General features: G+C 66.0%; 22 protein-coding genes and 2 tRNA genes. 15 read left to right on the plus strand and 9 right to left on the minus strand.

The genetic code is table 11. The annotated features are described in order from the left end of the window. Positions 1-124 precede the first annotated feature (124 nt). Positions 125-197 (plus strand) — tRNA-Asn (locus LFT49_RS07520). A gap of 88 nt (positions 198-285) precedes the next feature. Here the strand turns inward: LFT49_RS07520 and LFT49_RS07525 are convergent. From LFT49_RS07525 to LFT49_RS07535, 3 genes are all read right to left on the minus strand, one after another. Continuing rightward, entirely contained in the window at positions 286-693 is a 408-nt protein-coding gene (locus LFT49_RS07525; protein WP_236801857.1) for a hypothetical protein, read from the minus strand. Between the two features lie 92 nt (positions 694-785). Next, the gene (locus tag LFT49_RS07530; RefSeq protein ID WP_236801858.1) at positions 786-965 is read right to left on the minus strand and encodes a glycine zipper 2TM domain-containing protein; all 180 of its coding nucleotides are present in this window, start codon (positions 963-965) and stop codon (positions 786-788) included. Between the two features lie 66 nt (positions 966-1031). After that, a complete protein-coding gene (locus tag LFT49_RS07535) occupies positions 1032-2255 on the minus strand; it encodes a multidrug effflux MFS transporter (RefSeq protein WP_236801859.1) in 1224 nt (407 codons plus the stop codon). A 180-nt stretch (positions 2256-2435) separates the two neighbouring features. Between LFT49_RS07535 and LFT49_RS07540 the strand changes: the two genes are divergently transcribed. The 6 genes from LFT49_RS07540 to LFT49_RS07565 all read left to right on the plus strand — a co-directional run bounded on the left by LFT49_RS07540 (position 2436) and on the right by LFT49_RS07565 (position 7697). Further along, the gene (locus LFT49_RS07540) at positions 2436-3287 is read left to right on the plus strand and encodes a phage holin family protein (protein ID WP_236801860.1); all 852 of its coding nucleotides are present in this window, start codon (positions 2436-2438) and stop codon (positions 3285-3287) included. A gap of 83 nt (positions 3288-3370) precedes the next feature. Continuing rightward, a complete protein-coding gene (locus tag LFT49_RS07545) occupies positions 3371-3994 on the plus strand; it encodes a CDP-alcohol phosphatidyltransferase family protein (protein ID WP_236821700.1) in 624 nt (207 codons plus the stop codon). Beyond that, positions 3994-4902 (plus strand): DMT family transporter, encoded by a 909-nt coding sequence (locus tag LFT49_RS07550; RefSeq protein ID WP_236801862.1) that lies wholly within the window; start codon positions 3994-3996, stop codon positions 4900-4902. Before LFT49_RS07545 ends, LFT49_RS07550 begins: the two co-directional genes overlap by 1 nt. Positions 4903-5012: 110 nt before the next feature. After that, positions 5013-6209, plus strand: coding sequence for a glycosyltransferase (locus LFT49_RS07555; RefSeq protein ID WP_236821701.1), 1197 nt, complete (start codon positions 5013-5015; stop codon positions 6207-6209). A gap of 75 nt (positions 6210-6284) precedes the next feature. Next, positions 6285-6358 (plus strand) — tRNA-Ile (locus LFT49_RS07560). A 148-nt stretch (positions 6359-6506) separates the two neighbouring features. After that, positions 6507-7697, plus strand: coding sequence for an acyl-CoA dehydrogenase family protein (locus LFT49_RS07565; protein WP_236801864.1), 1191 nt, complete (start codon positions 6507-6509; stop codon positions 7695-7697). Positions 7698-7730: 33 nt separating this feature from the next. Here LFT49_RS07565 and LFT49_RS07570 read toward each other — a convergent pair whose 3' ends face one another. Then, a complete protein-coding gene (locus LFT49_RS07570; RefSeq protein WP_237430190.1) occupies positions 7731-8312 on the minus strand; it encodes a murein hydrolase activator EnvC family protein in 582 nt (193 codons plus the stop codon). Positions 8313-8761: 449 nt separating this feature from the next. On the opposite strand from LFT49_RS07570, the gene rpsB reads away from it, so the two are divergent. The 6 genes from rpsB to LFT49_RS07600 all read left to right on the plus strand — a co-directional run bounded on the left by rpsB (position 8762) and on the right by LFT49_RS07600 (position 13805). Next, positions 8762-9640, plus strand: a complete 879-nt coding sequence (gene rpsB, locus LFT49_RS07575) for a 30S ribosomal protein S2 (protein ID WP_237430191.1) — start codon at positions 8762-8764, stop codon at positions 9638-9640. Positions 9641-9767: 127 nt separating this feature from the next. After that, a complete protein-coding gene (gene tsf, locus LFT49_RS07580) occupies positions 9768-10604 on the plus strand; it encodes a translation elongation factor Ts (protein WP_236801867.1) in 837 nt (278 codons plus the stop codon). A 149-nt stretch (positions 10605-10753) separates the two neighbouring features. Continuing rightward, positions 10754-11491 carry a UMP kinase gene (pyrH, locus tag LFT49_RS07585; protein WP_236801868.1) on the plus strand — a complete coding sequence of 246 codons (738 nt, stop codon included), beginning with the start codon at positions 10754-10756 and terminating at the stop codon, positions 11489-11491. A 130-nt stretch (positions 11492-11621) separates the two neighbouring features. Then, on the plus strand, positions 11622-12179 hold the full coding sequence (gene frr, locus LFT49_RS07590; RefSeq protein WP_043452867.1) for a ribosome recycling factor: 558 nt from the start codon (positions 11622-11624) through the stop codon (positions 12177-12179). Further along, a complete protein-coding gene (locus LFT49_RS07595; RefSeq protein WP_236801869.1) occupies positions 12179-13099 on the plus strand; it encodes a phosphatidate cytidylyltransferase in 921 nt (306 codons plus the stop codon). The genes frr and LFT49_RS07595 overlap by 1 nt, the downstream gene beginning before the upstream one ends. Positions 13100-13220: 121 nt before the next feature. Then, on the plus strand, positions 13221-13805 hold the full coding sequence (locus tag LFT49_RS07600) for a DivIVA domain-containing protein (RefSeq protein WP_236801870.1): 585 nt from the start codon (positions 13221-13223) through the stop codon (positions 13803-13805). 21 nt (positions 13806-13826) lie between these two features. Here LFT49_RS07600 and LFT49_RS07605 read toward each other — a convergent pair whose 3' ends face one another. The 5 genes from LFT49_RS07605 to LFT49_RS07625 are packed head-to-tail and all read right to left on the minus strand — an operon-like array spanning position 13827 to position 18338. Then, positions 13827-14546, minus strand: coding sequence for a hypothetical protein (locus LFT49_RS07605; protein ID WP_237430192.1), 720 nt, complete (start codon positions 14544-14546; stop codon positions 13827-13829). 19 nt (positions 14547-14565) lie between these two features. Next, positions 14566-16032 carry a sodium/solute symporter gene (locus tag LFT49_RS07610; protein ID WP_237430193.1) on the minus strand — a complete coding sequence of 489 codons (1467 nt, stop codon included), beginning with the start codon at positions 16030-16032 and terminating at the stop codon, positions 14566-14568. Between the two features lie 7 nt (positions 16033-16039). After that, complete coding sequence (locus tag LFT49_RS07615) at positions 16040-16411, minus strand: hypothetical protein (protein WP_236801873.1); 372 nt, start codon at positions 16409-16411, stop codon at positions 16040-16042. Next, positions 16408-17124, minus strand: a complete 717-nt coding sequence (locus LFT49_RS07620; protein ID WP_236801874.1) for a LytR/AlgR family response regulator transcription factor — start codon at positions 17122-17124, stop codon at positions 16408-16410. The genes LFT49_RS07615 and LFT49_RS07620 overlap by 4 nt, the downstream gene beginning before the upstream one ends. Positions 17125-17156: 32 nt before the next feature. After that, positions 17157-18338: a sensor histidine kinase gene (locus LFT49_RS07625; protein WP_237430194.1), complete on the minus strand. Its 1182-nt coding sequence runs from the start codon at positions 18336-18338 to the stop codon at positions 17157-17159. A gap of 184 nt (positions 18339-18522) precedes the next feature. Here LFT49_RS07625 and LFT49_RS07630 point away from each other — a divergent pair, with 184 nt between their 5' ends. Together LFT49_RS07630 and LFT49_RS07635 are read left to right on the plus strand one after the other, a co-directional pair. Further along, positions 18523-18903, plus strand: coding sequence for a DUF485 domain-containing protein (locus LFT49_RS07630; RefSeq protein WP_236801876.1), 381 nt, complete (start codon positions 18523-18525; stop codon positions 18901-18903). After that, positions 18900-20516 carry a solute symporter family protein gene (locus LFT49_RS07635; RefSeq protein ID WP_236801877.1) on the plus strand — a complete coding sequence of 539 codons (1617 nt, stop codon included), beginning with the start codon at positions 18900-18902 and terminating at the stop codon, positions 20514-20516. The genes LFT49_RS07630 and LFT49_RS07635 overlap by 4 nt, the downstream gene beginning before the upstream one ends. Positions 20517-20542 lie beyond the last annotated feature (26 nt).

Below are 20542 nucleotides of genomic sequence, written 5' to 3' on the forward strand. Positions count from 1 at the left end.
CGTTCCGGCTTCCGGAACGGGGATTTTTGTTGCCCGTTTTGTACGCCGCGAGGCTTGTTGTGGCCCGCGAAACCGCCGATTTCCCTTGGGCCGGAAACCTTTGCTAATGTCATACCTGCTTCATTCCTCCTTAGCTCAATTGGCAGAGCATTCGACTGTTAATCGAAGGGTTGCTGGTTCAAGTCCAGCAGGAGGAGCGCTACGAAAAATCCCCGTTCCTCCAACTGGAGGAACGGGGATTTTTTCTTGCCGCGGGCCTGGAAGCCTGGGATGGGGAAGATAGGCTCACACGAAGTCCATTTCCACCTGCAGGAACCTTTCGGCCTCGGCGATGGCTGACTCGAACGCTTCCCGCTCGGTGGGGGACTTCCGGGGTTCGCGCGGATTCCATTCGTGCGGGGCCGAGTGGATCCGGACAAACCCGGCATCCGGCGGGGCGTAGAAGATGCCAAAGCGCTGCACAGGCCATTCCGGCGAGGTTTCCGGGGCCACCAGCAGGGCGGCCTTGAAGGCTGGGTTGAACCATTGGGCGATGGGCCGGCGCCGGTCCTCCGTGAACAAACCTGCCGCATACAGCGCCGCCGACTGCTGGCCTGCCTGCGCGCACAGCCGCTCCCACCACAGTGGCAGGATCCTGGCGTCGCACCGTTGCCATGTGGCCGGAAGAGGCGGTTGGTTCTGCCAGCTGGACACGCGATCATTTTATCGCGCTGGGCTCTATCGCGCAGTGCCGCCGCAAGCCAGGAACGGCGGGCGTCAACCGGCAAGTCCGGCAGCAGGAGCAGTCAGCGGCGGTTGCGGCGGCCCGGATTCACCCGGTACAGGAGTGCGGCGCCCGCCAGCGTCCCCAGGATGATGCCCCAGGCGGGGTTGCCCACGGCACGGCCGGCAAAATAGCCCACGACGGCGCCAAGCACCGCCCCGAGGAAGAGCCCCCTGCCATTGCGATGCGGTTTGCGGGCCATGTGCTGCCTTCCTGGTGCCTGGCGGCTGCGGTCAGTGGATTGAAGTCCCTGATGGATCGAGGGTACTTAGTGAATGGAAGGAACCGTGCGCGGCCGGACCACCAGCCAGAGTGCTCCAATGGCCACCAGGATGCACGATGCCTGAACCGCCCCCATGGGTGCCGCGCTGGTGATGCCGACCCAGCCCACCACGGGGGAGATCAGCCCGGCCATGAGGAATGTGGCCGCGCCGAGCAGGGATGCCGCGGTTCCCGCTTGGGAGGCGTGGCTTGCCAGGGCCAGCACCTGCACGCAGGGGAACATGAAGCCGGTGCCCAGGATGTAGAACCACAGGGGCACCATGACGCCCCAAAGCCCCAGGCCCAGCTGGTCCAGGACCACGATCAGCACGGCCATCAGGAACATCCACGCTGTGGCACAGGCCAGGATCCACTGCGGCGGGACGATCCTGATCAACCGCGAGCTGGTCTGCACGCCCGCCACGATGCCCAGCGAGTTGATGCCGAAGAGCAGCCCGTACTGCTGGGCCGAGAACCCGAAGACGTCCTGGAAAAGGAACGGGGAGGCGGACAGATACGTAAAGAGGCCGCCGAAATTAAAGCCGGCCACCAAGAGCAGCCCCACGAAGATCCGGTCGCTGAAGAGCGCCTTGTAGCGCTGCCTGGCCGTCATGCCGCTCTGGCCCCGCTTCTCCGGCGGAAGCGTTTCACGCACCACGACCAGGGCCGCCACGATGACCAATGTCCCGTATGCGGCCAGGAACACGAAGATGCCGGGCCACGGCATCACCAGGAGCAGCTGTGAACCAATCACCGGTGCCAGGATGGGCGCCAGCCCGTTGACCAGGGCCATCCGCGAGAACATCCGCACCATGGCGTACCCGGAGAACAGGTCGCGCACCATGGCCATAGCCACAACGCCGCCGCCGGCCGCGCCCACGCCCATGAGGACACGGAACACCCCCAGCGTGGCGATGTCAGTGGACAGGGCTGCACCCATCGACGCTGCGATGTGCACTGCAGTGGCAAGGATCAGCGGGGTCCGTCGCCCGAACTTGTCGCTGAAGGGGCCCACCACCAGCTGGCCGAACGCAAAACCGACGGTGGTGCCAGCCAGGGTGAGCTGAACCTGCGCCTCGGTCACCCCAAGGCTCGCCTCCAGCGCGGGGAAGGCGGGCAGGTAGAGGTCGATGGTGAACGGACCGAGGGCTGTCAGGGCGCCCAGGAGGAGGATGTAGAGGAGCTTGCGGCGGCGGCTCAGCAGGTCGCCCGGATTGGGGGGATTGGTCACGGAGAACAATCCTAGGCCCGGCCAGGACTGTTTTTGCAGCGTTGTAGGCCGCGCCGTCCGGCAAGCCCCCAAGTTCGCCCTGAACCTGAATGGTAGTTTTGGTGGCGTGGACTGTGCGGCTGCACATTTCCGCAGCAAACGGAAGCAGTATCGACCCATGAAACCAGTAAGGCGGAACCGATGAGCGGACGTCACAGCGGGCGTACCAGCCCGGGATTGCGCATCACTGCGCTGCCCGGAACGGCAAGACTCCTTTTTCGGTTGGCCCCACGCCAGCTCAACGACGAGATCGCCTTCGCCAAGATCGAACTCAAACGCAAGGGCATCCAGGTGGGGGTGGCCGCGGCCTTCTTCGCGGTGGCACTCCTCTTCCTGGCCTTCCTGGTTGTTGGCCTGATCGTCGCGGCCATCATGGGCCTGGCCACCATCATGCCTGCCTGGCTGGCAGCCCTCCTGGTCTCCGCGGCCTTCCTGCTGATAGCGCTCGTCGGCGGACTGATTGGCCTCGCGCGGTTCAAGAAGGCCATGCCGCTGATGCCCGAGGAAACCATCCGCGGCATCAGGCACGATATCGGCGTTGCCCGGGAAGGCTCCGCGTTCAACCCCGCCATCCTGGATCCGGAGAGCCCCGAGGCGAAGGCTGCGAAGGCGGCCAAGGCCGAGGCCGCGGCCAAGGCGAAGGCTGAAAAGGAAGCGAAAGCGGCCCGTGAGCAGCAGGAGTTCCCGCACGCCTCCGAACCCGAGCTGGCGCGCCGCCTGAGCCAGCGGCGGCACCACCTCACAGAGGTCCGCGACGAACTCGGTACTGAGCTGGACTTCAAGACCCAGGCCCGCTACCTGCTGGCCGCTGCGCAGGTCAAGGTGCGCGAAGGCCAGGTGCTGGCGCAGCACGGCGTGGACGCGGCGGGCGAAAGGCTCGCGGCGTTGTCCGGTTCCACGGACCTCTCCAGGCGCTGGAAGCCATTGGCCGCCTTCGTGGCCGCGGGAACCGTCCTGGTTGTCCTCCTCCGCAGGTTGTTCCGTTCCAACTAGCCTGCTGCTCCACAAGCACTCCCGGCACACAATCAATCACTGAAACACCGCGCTCCGGCGCAGCAGGAAGGAGAGGGGGACGGGTGAAATTCATTGGTGCAGGCGCCCGCCCCGGCCGTCCCCAGGTGGACCACGACCTCGTGTTCACCATCCCCAACCTGCTCACAGTGGTGCGGTTCATGGGTGTTCCGCTCTTCATGTGGCTGGTCCTGGCCCAGAAGGAATACGGCGCCGGCGTGATCGTCCTGGCCGTCATGGCCGGTACGGACTGGATTGACGGCTACATCGCCCGGCGCTTTGACCAGGCCTCCAAGCTCGGCAGGGTCCTGGACCCGATCGCCGACCGGCTGGCCCTGCTGGCCGTGGCTTTCACCCTGGTGATTGCCGGCGTCGTGCATTGGCTCTACCTGGCCGCGCTGGTGGTCCCTGATGCCGTGCTGCTGGCCCTGACGCTGTCCTTCTTCCATGGCCATCCGGACCTTCCCGTCAGCGTGGTGGGCAAGGTGCGGACCGGCCTGCTGCTCCTGGGCACCCCGCTGCTGGTCCTCTCCCGCCTGGATACCGGCGCTTCGGACCAGCTCTTCGTAGCCGCCTGGGTGGTATTGGGCCTTGGCCTGATCGGCCACTGGATTGCCGCGTACAACTACTTCTGGGCCATCCTGCGAAAGGGCAGGGAACTTAAACGGCACGACGGCGGGAACGGCTGATGGTGTGGCTTGCCGTCGGCCTGGCGGTGCTCGGCGCCTTCTGCCTCGCCCTGGGTGCCCAGCGCCAGGGCAGCGCCGTCAAAGCCGATACCGGCGGACTCGCCCTGAGTTCCAACGGCTTCCTGCGCCTTCTCCGCAATCCCCGGTGGATGCTCGGGCTCCTGCTGCTGTGCACCGGCATGGCGTTGAACGCCGTAGCCCTGGTGTCCGCGCCGCTCACGGTGATCCAGCCCATCGGCGCCATCGCCCTGGTAATCACCACCGTGGTCAACGCCCGCGACCAGGACCTGTCCATCAACCGCGCCACCGCCGTCTCCATCGGCGCCTGCGTCACCGGCTCGGCACTCTTTGTCCTCTTGGCGGTTAACGTCACCCAGGAAAACCATCATGTGAGCCCGGAGGACGAGCTCACCATCGTGTTGCTGCTGGCCCTGGCTGTGGGGCTGTTCGGCACGCTGGCAGTGACGTTCAGGCACCGGATGAATGCGTTCATCTACATCCTGGGCGCGGGCATCCTCTTCGGCTTCGTGGCGGTCCTTACCCGGATCATCGGCAAACACCTCCTGGACCCCAACGGACTCTTCCTGCTCAACGTCCAGTGGTACTCAGTGGTGGCCATCATCGCGGCCGGCGGCCTGGGCTCGTGGTTCGTGCAAAGCGCCTACTCCACAGGGCCGCCCGACCTGGTCATCGCCGGACTCACGGTAATCGATCCCATGGTGGGCATTGCCATCGGCATCATCATCCTGGGCGAACTGCGTCCCGACGTCCATGCGGTCATGGCCATTGCGATGGGAACGGCTGCGTGCCTTGCTATCGTTGGGGTAATCGCCCTTTCCCGGCACCACCCGGAGGTCACCAAGCGCAAGAAGGACGCGCGCAAGGCCGCCGGCAGGCCGTCCCACTAGCCCATTTCCGTCCAGATTCAGCAACCCACGAGGCCTGCGCCCCTGCGCCACCGGCCAACCGTGCTGTCAGTTACATGCTGTCCGCACCGTGACCATCAGGAGTACTCCCCATGACCACGCCAGCCGACCAGCGTCCCCTGACCATCCTCATCGCCGCCGACACCTATCCGCCGGACGTCAATGGTGCTGCCCAGTTTGGCTACCGCCTGGCCAAGGGCATGACTGCCCGAGGCCACAACGTCCATGTCCTGGCGTCCCGCGACAGCAAGGGAAAGAGCTTCACCGAGTTCCGCGAGGAAGCAACCGTGCACCGGCTCCGCTCGCACAAGGCGTTCACCCACGAGAGCTTCCGCCTCTGCTTCCCGTGGGAAATCAAGAAGGAAATCAGCCTCCTCTTTGACCGCGTGAAGCCTGACGTCGTGCACATCCAGAGCCACTACATGATTGGCGAGCACGTGCTCTACGAGGCCGTAAAGCGCGGCGTCAGGATCATCGCCACCAACCACTTCATGCCCGAAAACCTCAACCCCTTCCTGCCGTTCCCGCAGTGGTTCAAGGACATCATCGGGCGGGTTTCCTGGAAGGACATGGGCAAGGTCATGGGCCAGGCCGACGTGGTGACAACCCCCACGCCGCTTGCCGCCCGGGCCATGCACGAGCACGCCTTCTTGCGGAAGGTGCTCCCGTTGTCCAACGGCATCGACTCAACGGCCTATGAGTTGCAGCCCGGCGAGCACATCGAACCGCATGCCCATCCCACCGTCCTGTTCGCCGGCCGCCTTGCGGAGGAAAAGCATGTGGACGTGCTCATCGAGGCCATCGCGAAGACGCCGCCCGAGTTGAACGTTCACCTGGAAATCGTGGGCGGGGGAGAGGTGCGCCCTGCGCTTGAGGACCTGGTGCGGCGGCTCGGGCTCAGCAGCCGGGTCAAGTTCCTGGGCCTTGCCAGCGACGAAGAACTGCGCAAGGCGTACATCCAGGCGGACCTGTTCTGCATGCCCGGAACGGCTGAGCTGCAGTCCCTGGTCACGCTGGAGGCCATGTCCGCTTCCACCCCGGTGGTCCTGGCCGATGCCATGGCCCTGCCGCACCTGGTGCGCGATGGCGAGAACGGCTACCTCTTCACCCCCAACGACAGTGACGACCTCGCCAAGAAGATCACCCAGGTCCTGCAGCTTCCCAAGGACCAGCAGCGCGCCATGGGCCGGGCCAGCCGGCAGATGGTGGAGCCGCACAGCCTCCAGGGAACGCTGCAGACCTTCGAGGACCTGTACCGGGGCGCCACGTACGAGGACAAGGTGGTCTGAACCAGTTCCCGGGTTTGCTAGAGTGTTTTTGCCCTGCTGGAGCGTGGTGTTCCATTACGTATACGCAGGGTTTGGGGGGCTATAGCTCAGCTGGTTAGAGCGCGGGACTCATAATCCTAAGGTCCTCGGTTCAAGTCCGAGTAGCCCTACCGCCAACCAGGAAGAACCGCGCACGACAGTCTTCGTCGGACGCGGTTCTTCTTGGTTAACCCGGACCCCTGCGGTAAGTTACTGCCCAGTAACATTCCGTGCCCGGTTCCGCTGCACGGCCAGCGCTGATCACCAAAGAAGGTACCCATGGCAACCTCCGCAGCCGAATCCCACGAGCTTCCCTACGCCGACGGCGACTTCTTCGCCTTCGAGCAGCTTCTGTCCGGCAAGGAACAGGACAGGCTCGCCGAGGTCCGCGACTTCCTGGCGCGCGAGGTCAAACCCCTTGCCGTGGACTGCTGGAACCGCGGAGAGTTCCCGATGGAGCTGGTGCCCAAGTTCGCCGACCTGGACCTGGTCAGCCCGGTCCGGCGGCAGGGATACTCGAACCTCTTCGCGGGAATGCTGCATGCCGAGGTCACGCGTGCCGACGCATCGATCGCCACCTTCCTGGGGGTACACGACGGGCTTTTCACCGGCTCCATCGAGCTGTTGGCATCCCAGGAGCAAAAGGACGAGTGGCTGCCCGACATCTATGCCCTGAAGAAGATTGGCGCCTTCGGCCTGACCGAGCCGCTGGGGGGCAGCGACGTGGCCGGCGGAACCCGCACCACGGCGCGCCGGGACGGCGGCAACTGGATCCTCAACGGGGCAAAGCGGTGGATCGGCAACGCCACCTTCTCCGACTGGGTGGTCATCTATGCCCGCGATGTTGCGGACAACCAGGTCAAGGGCTTCCTGGTGGACACCACCCTGGCTGGATTCAGCGCCACAAAGATCGAAAACAAAATCTCCCTGCGCACCGTCCAGAACGCCGACATCGTCCTGACGGACGTGGTTGTCCCGGACCACTTCAAGCTGGCCAACGCCAACAGCTTCCGCGACGTCAACAAGGTACTCAAGGCCACCCGGCTTTCCGTTGCCTGGCAGGCCGTTGGGCTCCAGCTGGCCGCGTTCGATGTTGCCCGCCGCTATGCCGTGGAGCGGCACCAGTTCGGACGGCCGCTTGCCTCCTTCCAGCTCATCCAGGACCAGCTGGTCCGGATCCTGGGCAATACCGTCAGCTCCATGGGCATGATGGTGCGCCTCTCCCAGTTGGAGGACGCGGGCGCGGCCAAGGACGAACAGTCCGCCCTGGCCAAGGCCTTCGCCACCGGCCGCATGCGGGACAGCGTGGCCCTGGGCCGCGGCATCCTGGGTGGAAACGGCATCGTGACCGACTATGAGATGGCCAAGATCTTCGCCGATGCCGAGGCCATCTACTCCTATGAGGGCACCGCCGAGATCAACACCTTGGTAACCGGCCGGGCCATCACAGGCATCTCAGCCATCGTCTAAACAGGAAACCCCTCTGCTGCTTTTCTTGCCGGCCTACGGCGGGCCGGGCAGGGGAAGCAGGATGGACGGGCGAAGGTCCAGGACAAATTGCAGGGGATTGACGTAGTCCTCTCCTTCCCGCACTCCCCAGTGCAGGCACTGCGCCGCGGGGCAGTGGCCGGGGATGGCGGTCCCGATCAACTGGCCGGCCGCCACTGTGGACCCTGCGACCAGCGTGCTGTCCACCGGCTCGAAGCTGCTGCGCAGCCCGCCGCCGTGGTCGATGGTGATCACGGGGCGGTCCACCACCACGCCCACAAAGCTGACCGTTCCGGCCGCCGGTGACACAACCTGTGTTCCTGCCGCGAAGTCCAGGTCCACGCCGCGGTGCCCGCTGAGCCATGGCTTGGGCGGGGGATCGAAGCCCCGCAAGACCCGCGGGCGCGGTGCCAGCGGCCACTGCCAGGAAGGCCTGGCACCCACCCCGGCAGCCGTCGTCGTCCTTTCCTGCTGGGTGCCGGCGGATTGGGCCCGGGAAGGCTGCCCGTGAGCCGCGGTGTACTGGAAGGCCGGGCCGGGTGAGGCCACGGACGCCGGCAGCAGCAGGAGCGCCGCCAGGAGGACCGGTGGTTTCATGCCACCAGCCTGCCCGGCTGCCTGCGGGGCCGGCAGCCCCGGTTCCGGCTATGTGGACAACGCCTCCGGCGGGGCACTTTCCTGTCCAGCAGCCGGGAGCGCCTGTAGTACACTTGATGGAGCAGTTTGCTGCGCCCTCAACGCTTCCCGTCCAAGTGGCCCACCCTCGTGGTGCATCGCCCTGTCCGGATTGCGTCGGCACATCTCATTCAGGAGTGTGGGGGAGCGGCGGCTGACTACGCGCATCCAGCCCTCCGGCAGGCAACGCCCCGGCGTCGCCATTGGAGGACCGCACTTCCTGCGGTCAGGCTTTGTTCCTGATGGGAAGAACGGTGGATGCCAGGAGCACGGCCCAACCGGGCCACGCTAATCAACCGTCAACTATTGGCAGGGTAAGAAGCCTCCGGGTTTTCTCATGAATGACCTGCCGGAAAATAAGGAGCGCCGGAATGCCCGTCGTAACCATGCGCCAGCTGCTTGACAGCGGCGTCCACTTTGGACACCAGACCCGCCGTTGGAACCCGAAGATGAAGCGCTTCATCTTCACCGAGCGCAACGGCATCTACATCATCGACCTGCAGCAGTCGCTGTCCTACATCGACCGCGCCTACGAGTTCGTCAAGGCCACTGTTGCCCACGGCGGCACCGTGCTCTTCGTCGGCACCAAGAAGCAGGCCCAGGAAGCAATTGCCGAGCAGGCAACCCGCGTGGGCCAGCCCTACGTCAACCAGCGCTGGCTCGGCGGTATGCTGACCAACTTCCAGACGGTCGCCAAGCGTATCCAGCGCATGAAGGAACTCGAAGAGATCGACTTCGACGACGTCGCCGGTTCCGCTTACACCAAGAAGGAACTGCTGCTCCTCAAGCGCGAGCTCACCAAGCTGGAGTCCAACCTGGGCGGTATCCGCAACCTGACCAAGGCACCGTCCGTGCTGTGGGTTGTCGACACCAAGAAGGAACACCTCGCCGTTGACGAGGCCAAGAAGCTGAACATCCCGGTTGTGGCCATCCTGGACACCAACTGCGATCCCGACGAAGTTGATTTCCCGATCCCGGGCAACGACGACGCCATCCGCTCCGTGAACCTCCTGACCCGCGTTGTCGCCGACGCCGTTGCCGAGGGCCTGATCGCCCGCAACAACCGCGGCACGGGCGCCACCGAAGCTCCGGAAGAGCCGCTGGCCGAGTGGGAGCGCGAGCTCCTCGAAGGCAGCAAGGCAGAAGCCGCCGCCGCTCCGGCAGAAAACGCTGAAGCTCCGGCTGCCGCCGAAGCTCCGGCTGCCGCCGAGGCTCCCGCTGCCGAGGCTCCCGCCGAAGACGCCAAGTAAGACATCTAAATCCGGATTCTCCGCGCTGTCCGCAGCCGGAGCTGCTGACAGGATGGCAACCCGCACCCGTGGGTTGCCGTCCTGTCGGTCCGTACACCACCACACATTTCTAGACAGAGGGGTTCACATGGCGAACTACACTGCCGCTGACATCAAGGCCCTGCGCGAGCGCACCGGCGCCGGCATGATGGACGTCAAGAAGGCTCTTGACGAGGCCAACGGTGACGCCGAGAAGGCCATCGAGATCATCCGCATCAAGGGCCTCAAGGGCGCTACCAAGCGTGAAGGCCGCTCCACCGCTGAGGGCCTCGTGGCCGCCAAGGTCAGCAACGGCGTCGGCGTCATGATCGAGGTCAACTGCGAGACCGACTTCGTTGCCAAGGCTGACAAGTTCATCCAGCTGGCCGACAAGGTCCTGGCCGTTGCCGTCGAGTCCGGCGCTGCCGACCTCGACACCCTGCTGGCAACCGACGTTGACGGCAAGCCGCTCTCCGAGGTGGTCGTCGAAGAGGGCGCCATCCTGGGCGAGAAGGTTGTTGTCCGCCGCATCTCCCGCATTGAGGGTGCAACGGTAGACGCGTACCTGCACAAGACCTCCAAGGACCTCCCGGCCCAGGTCGGCGTGCTGTTCGCAGTTGACGGTGAAGGCGAAGCCGCTGCCGCCGCCGCCCACGACGTCGCCGTCCACATTGCCGCCATGGCTCCGAACTACCTCACCCGCGAGGACGTTCCGGCCGAGCTCGTTGAGTCCGAGCGCCGCATCGCCGAAGAGACCGCCAAGGCCGAAGGCAAGCCCGAAGCCGCCCTCACCAAGATTGTGGAAGGCCGCGTGACGGGCTTCTACAAGGGTGAGGTCCTGGTTGACCAGGCATTCGCCAAGGACGCCAAGAAGTCCGTGGCACAGGTCCTCGAAGAGGCCGGTGTCAAGGGAACCGCGTTCACGCGCTTCCGCGTCGGCTCCTAGTCGAAACTGCAGGGGGTGGCCACTTCGGTGGCCGCCCCTTTTGCATGCGCGCAAACCACTGGAAGTCCAGTCCATCTGGGGCGCGGCCGGTTCCGGCTACCGGATCCGGCACGATACCCTTTTTTCAGAGTCACCAACGGGAAGGCACCATGGAAGCCGTCAACACTGTCACGCATTCAGAGAAGAGCCGGCGGCGCGTCCTCCTGAAGCTCTCCGGCGAGGTCTTCGGCGGCGGAAAACTGGGTGTCGACCCCGAAACCGTCCGCGACGTCGCCAAGCAGATCGCAGCCGCTGTCCCGCAGGTGGAGGTGGCCATTGTGGTGGGCGGCGGCAACTTCTTCCGCGGCGCGGAACTGTCCCAGAGCGGCATGGACCGCTCCCGGGCGGACTACATGGGCATGCTGGGCACGGTCATGAACTGCCTGGCCCTCCAGGACTTCCTGGAGCAGGCAGGCGTTGAAACCCGCGTGCAGAGCGCCATCACCATGGGCCAGGTGGCCGAGGCCTACATTCCGCGCCGTGCCATCCGGCACATGGAGAAGGGCCGTGTGGTCATCTTCGGCGCCGGCGCCGGCCTGCCATACTTCTCCACCGACACTGTTGCCGCGCAGCGGGCCCTGGAGGTCCACGCCGACGTGGTCCTCATGGCCAAGAGCGGGGTGGACGCCGTCTACACCGCGGACCCCAAGAAGGACCCCACTGCAGAGCGCCTGGAAAAGCTCAGCTACGACGATGCCCTGCGCCGCGACATCCGCGTCATGGACCAGACCGCCATGACCATGTGCAAGGACAACAACCTTTCCATGGTGGTCTTTGGCATGGAGGGTGAAGGCAATGTCACCCGCGCCATCCTTGGCGAGAAGCTGGGCACCCTGGTCACTGCCTAGCTGCGGCTAGGATGATTTCAGGACAGTTCCGTCCCCGCCCTTCCCGGCGGGGACGGAAAACAGCAACCAAGAACCACGTGAGTGCAGATAACCGGCGCCCCGGACCGCACCAGAACCGTCAGGAGAGACCGTGATCGAAGAAACCTTGCTCGAAGCCGAAGAAAAGATGGACAAGGCGGTTGAGGTAGCCAAGGAAGACTTCGCTTCCGTCCGCACCGGCCGCGCCAACCCCGGCCTGTACAACAAGGTCCTGGTGGACTACTACGGTTCCCCCACGCCGCTGCAGCAGCTGGCTTCCTTTGCCATCCCGGACGCCCGGACCATCCTGATCACCCCGTTCGACAAGTCCGCCATGCGCGACATCGAGCGTGCCCTGAGCGACTCCGAGGTCGGCGCCAATCCGTCCAATGACGGCAACGTCATCAGGATCACCATTCCCGAGCTGACCAAGGAACGCCGCAAGGAATACGTCAAGATCGTCAAGACCAAGGGCGAGGACGCCAAGATCTCCATCCGCAACATCCGCCGCAAGGCCAAGGAGACGCTGGACCGCCTGGTCAAGGACGGGGAAGCCGGGGAGGACGAAGGCAACCGCGCCGAAAAGGAACTGGACAGCCTCACCAAGGCCCACGTGGACGGCATCGACGAGCTGCTTAAGCGCAAGGAAGCAGAGCTGCTCGAAGTCTGATGGGCCAGGCAGATCAGGCCCCCACACCCAGGGCGCGCACACGGGGGAAGCAGCCCAGGAGCAACCCGACACCAAAGGCCGGGCGCAACCTGCCTGCCGCCGTCGTGGTGGGCCTGGCCATGCTCATCGCTGTCCTGGGCGGGCTGCTGTTCCTCCCGCTGGTTTTTGTCGCCATCGTCACCGCCTTCGCGGTGTTCGGTGTTTGGGAGATCTACCGGGCGCTGGAAGCCAACGGTACAAGGATGCCCATTGTTCCGGTCATGACCGGAACCCTGGCCATGCCGTTCGCGGCCTATTTTGGCGGGATTGAAAGCCAGCTCTTTGCCCTGCTGCTGAGCGCCGTGGCGGTCCTGCTCTGGCGGTCCATCGAAAGCGCCGCCGGATCGGCCAACAGCATCTTCGCGGGCGTCTTCACCCTGGGCTGGGTGCCGTTCTTTATCAGCTTCGCCGCCCTGCCTTTGCATGCCGCCGGCACAACGCCGCTGGGGCTGTGGCCCGGGGGCATGGCGCCCATCGGAGCGTGGGAGATCGCCGTCATGCTGCTGCTGGTGGTCTCCAACGACACCTTCGGCTACCTGGTGGGGGCGTCCATCGGAAAGCACCCCATGGCGCCGAAGATCAGCCCCAAGAAATCCTGGGAGGGGTTCGGAGGATCGGTGGCAGGCGCCATGCTGATCGGCATCCTCGCCGCCCTCTTCGTGTTGGACAAGCCGTGGTGGGTCGGAGTGGTGCTGGCCGTGGGAACGGTGGCTGCCTCTACCGCCGGCGACCTCGCCGAATCCATGGTCAAGCGTGAGCTGGGCGTCAAGGACATGAGCAGCATACTGCCCGGCCACGGAGGCGTGATGGACCGGCTGGATTCGATCGTGTTCGCCGCGCCCGTGGCCTTCATCCTGTATGGGCTTGTGGCCGGCGCTTAGGTCCCTCCAGCCCGGCGGGGCCCGGGTATTGACACAAACAGGGGTCCGGGCGGGCGCACCAGGCCCGGCACCCTAAACTGGTGCGGAAGCACTACGGCTGAAGAGCATTGAAGGAATCGAAGTGGCATTGGACATTCATCGGCAGATCCCTGCGTCCTTTGAGCGCGTGGAGCGCAGCGAGTACGGCTACAACGCCAAGCAGGTGGACCAGTTTCTGCAGCGGGCACGGGTCTCCCTGGAGACGCCGGAAGCTGCCACGGACCCCGTCAAGAGCTCCGATGTGCGTGCGGTGTCCTTCGATCCGGTCAAGGGCGGCTACTCGGCTGCCGTTGTGGATGCAGCGCTGGACCGGCTCGAGGATGCCTTTGCCCGACGGGAGCGGGACGAATTGATCGCGGCGAGGGGCGAGGAAGCCTGGCTGCGCGAAATCGGAAACCTGTCCGGCATCCTCCGGGGACGCCTGCACCGGCCGGACGGTGACCGCTTCCGCCGGCCCAGCCAGAAGAAGGGGCGCAGCTACAACACGCACGACGTCGACCGGCTGTGCCATGAGCTCATCGCCTACCTTGAGCAGGACAAGCCGCTGAGCGTGGACAGTGTGCGGCGCGCAGTCTTCCGTCCTGCCGTGGGCCAGGAAGGATACGAGGAATCCCAGGTGGACGCCTTCCTGGACCGCGTTGTCGAACTGATGGCGGCCATCGACTGACGGGGCTTCCGCCGGTGCTGGCTATTCCCCGGCCGATGGCGTGGGGGACAAGGGCGTAAAACGGCGCCACACGTCGCGGTAGCTCCGGTACCCGCGGACCGCGGACGCTGCCAGGAACCCGGTTCCGCACACGGCGCCCGTCACCGCGGCCGGTGCCATACCGGCGCCGGCGAGTGTCACCAGCAGGCCAGCCAGGATGGCAATCAAGGGAGCGTTCGCCGTCGTTATGAAGATCATGCTGCTGCCCGCCACGTGGCTGAAGCTGCCGCGGTTGCCGAAAAAATAGTAGGTCTGCACTGAGCCGGCCTCGTCGTCGTGGTGGGCTGCCATCAGGTAGGGCGCCACGCCCGGGTCAAGGTCCACGTAGGCGGCCCGCAGCCTGTTCATAGCCGTAACGTACATGAGGTCCTCGTGGGCCACGTTGTTCACCCGGAGCTGGGTCAGTAGCCCGATCGCCGCGTCGATGAACAACACCACCACCGCCAGCAGGACGAACGCGTCCGAAAACCCGGTGGCCTGGCCCACCAGCGCCACGCTGACCACGCTGGCGGACGTGAAGGTGAGGAACATGCTGATGCGGGTCAGCACCTCCGCCTGCGCCGTGCTGCGTGATGCCAACAGGCCCCAGTGTTCCGTGGCGAGCAGCTGCGCCCGCACGGAGGCCGGGACCCCGCTGTCCTGGTGGAAGCGGTCCTGGTGGAAGCCGTGCTGGTGGGACGTGCCGCCGTCCTCGGTGGACATGGCGTTATTGTCCTCCCGATCACCGTTCGGTTGCCAGCGGCCGTTCCGGGGTGTGCAGCCGGGTCATGATCCTTGGCATGCTGGCCGGGATCCGGCCGGCGGTGGCCCGCGAGACGATGACCATCACGGCGAACGCGGCGGGCACGCTCCAGGCCGCGGGTTGTGCCAGCCAGGCCGGTGCCGGACCCGAACCGGGGAGGGCCCCGGCGATCATTGCCCCGCCGCACAGCACACCGCCGGTCACCATTCCGGCAATGGCGCCGGCGTCGGTCAGTCCGCGCCACCAAATGCCCAGCAGCAGGACCGGGCACACCGTGGAGGCGGTAAACGCGAACACCAGCCCGACGCTGCCGGCCAGTGCCAGGGAACCGGTCATGAAGGCGAAGCCAAGGGGGACGACGGCGGACACGACGGCCGCGAGCCGGAACCCCCGCACGCTGCCGCCCAGGACGTCCTGGCTGATGACGCCGGCCAGGGACACCACCAGGCCTGAGGTAGTGGACAGGAAGGCGGCAAACGCCCCTGCCACCACCAGGGCGGTCAGCATGTCGCCGGCCATCCCGCCGACGAGTTCGCCGGGCAGCCTCAGGACCATGGCATCCGGCTGTCCGGACCGGGCGAGGTCCGGGGCGAACATCCGGGCCACCAGGCCATAAGCGGTGGGGAAGAGGTAGAACACGGACAGCAGGCCCAGGACGATCAGCGTGGTGCGCCGTGCCGAGTGCCCGTCCGGGTTCGTGTAGAAACGCACCAGCACGTGCGGCAGGCCCAGGGTGCCGAACAGCAGCGCCACCAGCAGGGACACGTTCTGGTAGGGCCCGGCCGGTGCCAGGCCCGTCGGGTTGACGGCCGGCGGGGATTGCGGCTCGGCCCCGTGCCCGGCCAGCACGAAGATGATGAACAGGATGGGCACGGCCAGGGCTGTCAGCTTGAGCCAGTACTGGAACGCCTGGACAAAGGTGATGGAGCGCATCCCGCCGGCCACCACCGTCAGGCACACCACCACCACGACGGCCACGGACCCCACCCAGGACGGCAGGCCCGTGGCGATATGGATTGTCAGCGCGGCGCCGTGGAGCTGCGGCACGATGTACAACCACCCCACCATCACCACCACAAGGCTGGTGACGCGGCGGACCGTCCGGGAAGCGAGGCGGGACTCGGTGAAGTCCGGAATTGTATAGGCCCCAGACCGGCGGAGCGGGGCGGCGACGAAGAGCAGCAGCATCAGGTACCCGGCGGTATAGCCTACGGGGAACCAGAGCGCGTCGGTCCCGGACAGCAGGATGAGTCCGGCCACGCCCAGGAAGCTGGCGGCGGACAGGTACTCCCCGCCGATCGCCGATGCATTCCACCAGGGCCGAACGGTCCGCGAGGCAACGTAGAAGTCTCCCGTGGTGCGCGAGATCCGGAGCCCGTAGAACCCGATGATGGCGGTGGCGAGGGACACCACGGTGACGGCGGTGATGGCGACGCCGGCATTCACCCCTGCCTCACTGTTCCCCCGCCAGGTCCCGGTACCGTGCCTCGTTCCGGGCCGCCGTCCTGACGTACAGCCACGCGCTCAGCCCGATGACAGGATAGATGCCGGCGCCCAGCAGCAACCAGCCAAAGGGGATCCCGGCGATGCGGGCGTCGGCGAGGCCGGGAACCACCACCAGGATCAGCGGGAACGCTGCAAGGATCAGCAGGAAGCCACCCGCCACCACCAGGGCCAGCCGCAGCTGGGACCGGATCAGCGAGCGGACGAACACCTGACCAACGTCGGATTCCTGCGCCGCTTCGCGCGACTCCAGGGGCTTTGAGGCGCCACGGGCCTGGGTGAGCGGTGACGCGTGCGGGGCCGTGACCCGGACCCGGGTCACGCGTGTGGCCTGATCCGGGTGGCCTCCAGCCTCTCCCGCACGATGGGCAGGTGCCTGCGGCTGATGGGCAGGCCTGCGCCGGCCACCGTGACGCGCGGTCCGTCGGCCGCCAGCTTCATGGAGGACACATGCTTCAGGGCCACCAGGTAGGAGCGGTGGGTGCGGATGAACCCGGCGTCTGCCCACTGCTGTTCCAGGTCGGCCAGCGGGACCCGGATGAGGTAGCTTGCGTCGGCGGTGTGCAGCCGCGCGTAGTCCCCCTGGGCCTGGACGTACGTGACGTCATCGCGGCGGATCATCCTGGTGGTTCCGCCCTGGTCCACTGTGATCATCTCGGGCGCCGCCCCGCCGTCGCGCAGTTCGCTGATCCGTCCCACGGAACGGGCCAGGCGCTCGGCGCGCACAGGCTTGAGCAGGTAGTCCACGGCGGCGAGTTCGAAGGCGGCCAGGGCGTGGTCCTCGTCGGCGGTGACAAAGACGACGGCGGGCGGGTTGCTGCTCCGGGCGATCGCGCCGGCAATGTCCAGGCCGGACACGGCGGGCATGTGGATATCCAGGAAGACGGCGTCGATGCTGGCGGAGGACAGGGCCGTGAGTGCTTCGGCGCCTGACGTGGCCCGCAGCACCTTTCCGATGCGTTCGTCCCTGCCCAGCAGGAAGGCCAGTTCCTCAACGGCGGGCAGCTCATCATCAACGACGAGGACGTTAATCATTCTCCTAGGGTACTTCCAGCGGGAGGCCGGCCTTACGCATCATGGCCGGGCTGGGACTTGGGCACCCGCATGGTGATCAGCGTTCCCTCGCCCGGCGCCGTTTCCACCACCAGCCCGTGGTCGTTTCCGTACACCTGGCGGAGGCGCGCATCCACGTTCCGCAGCCCAACGTGGTCCCCATCGGTGTGGCCGGCCAGGACCGCTCGGAGCTGCTCCGGATCCATCCCCACGCCGTCGTCCTCAATGGTGACCTCGGCGAAGGCACCCGCGTCCTCCGCCGTGATGCTGATATGCCCCGGACCTGCCTTGGCCTCCAGCCCGTGCCGGACGGCGTTTTCCACCAGCGGCTGGAGGCTGAGGAACGGGATGACGGTGCTGAGGACTTCGGGCGCCACGCGGAGGCTGACCTGGACCCGGTCGCCGAACCGGGCGCGCTCCAGGAGCAGGTAGCGGTCGATGCAGCGCAGTTCCTCGGCCAGCGTGGTGAAGTCGCCGTGCCGCCGGAACGAATAGCGGGTGAAATCGGCGAACTCCACTACGAGTTCCCTGGCCCGTTCCGGGTCCGTGTTGATGAAGGACGCGATGGCGTTGAGTGAGTTGTAGATGAAATGCGGGCTGATCTGGGCCCGCAGCGCCCGGACCTCCGCTTCCATGAGCAGCGTGCGTGAGGCGTCCAGTTCGGCCAATTCCACCTGGACGGCCACCCAGTCCGCCACTTCCCCTGTCGCCCTGACCAGGCCGGCCCCCGCGGAAGGAGCAAAGGCGGCAACCGCACCCACCACCCGGGTGCCCGCCCGCACAGGGGCGATGACGCCGGCAAGCTGGCCGCCGGTACCATCGCCTCCCGCGGGCAGTACAGCCGCCCGGCCCGAAGACAGGACCTCGGCGGCGAGGTCCATCAGGCGCGGCCTGATGTCCTCGCCGCCGCCGTCCCAGGCCAGGACGCCCGAGGTGTCGGTGATCGCCAGGGCATCGCAGGCAAGCAGGGCGCGGAGCTGGCGGCTGGCCTTTGCGGCTCCGGCCGGGTTCAGGCCCCGCCGCAGGTGCTGCCCTGCCTGGGAGGCCGCGTGGAGCGTGTGGTAGGTGGCGCGTTCGGCATCAGTGCCCAGCTCACGGAAGGAACGGAGCACCTTCAGGCCCACGCCGACGACGACGGCAATGGCCATGGCGATCACAGCCACGGCCGCGGCGGTGAGGAGGGGGGAGTCCGGCATGCTGCCCAGCGTAGCGGCGGGTGCCGTTGGCCGCAGCATCGCGACCGTTGAGCGACGGTGGGGGCCGATGTGCTGGAACCAGCGGCACCCGCGGCGGCAGAGTGATTGGTGTCACATCTGCGGTGCCCCTGTGTGATCAGGGACTGCCGCCCGGTGTGTTCCGGCAACTCAATGAGGAGGAACGATGGGTAACGATGCCCATACTCCGGACGCAGCGGCGTCCGTGGACTTTGAACAAGTCCAGTCGACCGGGCAGTTCCAGGAATTGCGCAAGCGTCACCGCAGCTTTGTCTTCCCCATGGCGGTGGCCTTCCTGCTGTGGTACTTCGCCTATGTCCTGCTTGCCGACTATGCGGTGGGATTCATGTCCACCAAGGTCTGGGGCAACATCAACATCGGCCTGATCCTGGGCCTGCTCCAGTTTGTCTCCACCTTCGCCATCACCGGCTGGTACGTGCACTACTCGAACAAGCGGCTGGACCCCATCGCTTCGGAGATCAGGCACGAGATCGAGGGGCATGAATTCGATAAGAACGGAAACCGAGTGGGCGGAGCCAACAAATGATCGCAATTCCCGCAGCGGTGGACGTCGCCGCCCTCAAGGACACCACCCTGCTGAACATGGGCATCTTCGGCCTGTTTGTGGCGGTCACCATGGTGATCGTGTTCCGCGCCAGCCGCAACAACAAGACCGCCGCCGACTACTATGCGGCAGGACGGTCGTTCACCGGCTCGCAGAACGGCACCGCCATCGCCGGCGACTACCTGTCCGCAGCATCCTTCCTGGGCATTACCGGGGCCATCGCCATCAACGGCTACGACGGGTTCATGTACTCCATCGGCTTCCTGGTGGCCTGGCTCGTGGCGCTGCTGCTGGTTGCTGAACTGCTGCGCAACACCGGCAAGTTCACCATGGCTGACGTGCTGTCCTTCCGGCTGAAGCAGCGCCCGGTCCGGATCGCCGCCGCCATTTCCACCCTCGCGGTCTGCTTCTTCTACCTGCTGGCCCAGATGGCCGGTGCAGGCAGCTTGATCTCCCTGCTGCTGGGCATCAGCGACTGGGGCGGCCAGGCCCTGGTGATCATCGTCGTCGGCGCCCTCATGATCATGTACGTCCTTATCGGCGGCATGAAGGGCACCACCTGGGTCCAGATCATCAAAGCCATGCTGCTGATCGCCGGTGCCGCCGTCATGACCCTGTGGGTCCTGGCCATCTACGGCTTCAACCTTTCCGCCCTGCTGGGCGGTGCCGTGGAGACCGCCAACAACCCTGCGGTCCTGAACCCGGGCCTCCAGTACGGCAAGACCGATACGTCCAAGCTGGACTTCATGTCCCTGGGCCTTGCCCTGGTGCTCGGCACGGCAGCCCTGCCGCACGTCCTGATGCGCTTCTACACCGTCCCCACAGCCAAGGAAGCACGCAAGTCCGTGGTCTGGTCCATCTGGCTGATCGGCCTGTTCTACCTCTTCACCCTGGTGCTTGGCTATGGAGCTGCGGCCCTTGTGGGCGCGGACACCATCAAGTCCGCACCCGGCGGCGTCAACGCCGCCGCCCCGCTGCTGGCCTTCCACCTGGGCGGCCCGCTGCTGCTCGGGTTCATCTCGGCGGTCGCGTTCGCCACCATCCTGGCTGTGGTGGCCGGCCTGACCATTACGGCGGCGGCATCCTTTGCCCATGACATTTACGCCAACGTCATTGCCAAGGGCAAGGCCGACGCCGCCACCGAAGTCCGGGTAGCCCGCCGCACCGTAGTGGTGATCGGCATCCTGGCCATCCTGGGCGGCATCTTCGCCAACGGCCAGAACGTAGCCTTCCTGGTGGCGCTCGCCTTCGCGGTTGCCGCTTCGGCGAACCTGCCCACCATCATCTACTCGCTGTTCTGGCGGAAGTTCACCACCCAGGGCGCCGTGTGGAGCATGTACGGAGGTTTGGCGGCGGCCATCCTGCTCATCGTGTTCTCGCCGGTGGTTTCCGGTGCCAAGACCTCGATGATCCCGGGTGCCAACTTCGCGCTCTTCCCGCTGAGCAACCCGGGCATCGTGTCGATTCCGCTGGCCTTCTTCCTGGGCTGGCTGGGCACCACCCTGGATAAGAGGCGCGAAGATCCTGCCAAGCAGGCCGAAATGGAAGTCCGGTCGCTCACGGGCATCGGAGCCGAGAAGGCCGTGGACCACTAAGGCAGGGTTCCTGAAGAGGGTCCACT

The sequence above is a fragment of the Arthrobacter sp. FW306-06-A genome (assembly GCF_021870055.1).
GTDB lineage: Bacteria > Actinomycetota > Actinomycetes > Actinomycetales > Micrococcaceae > Arthrobacter.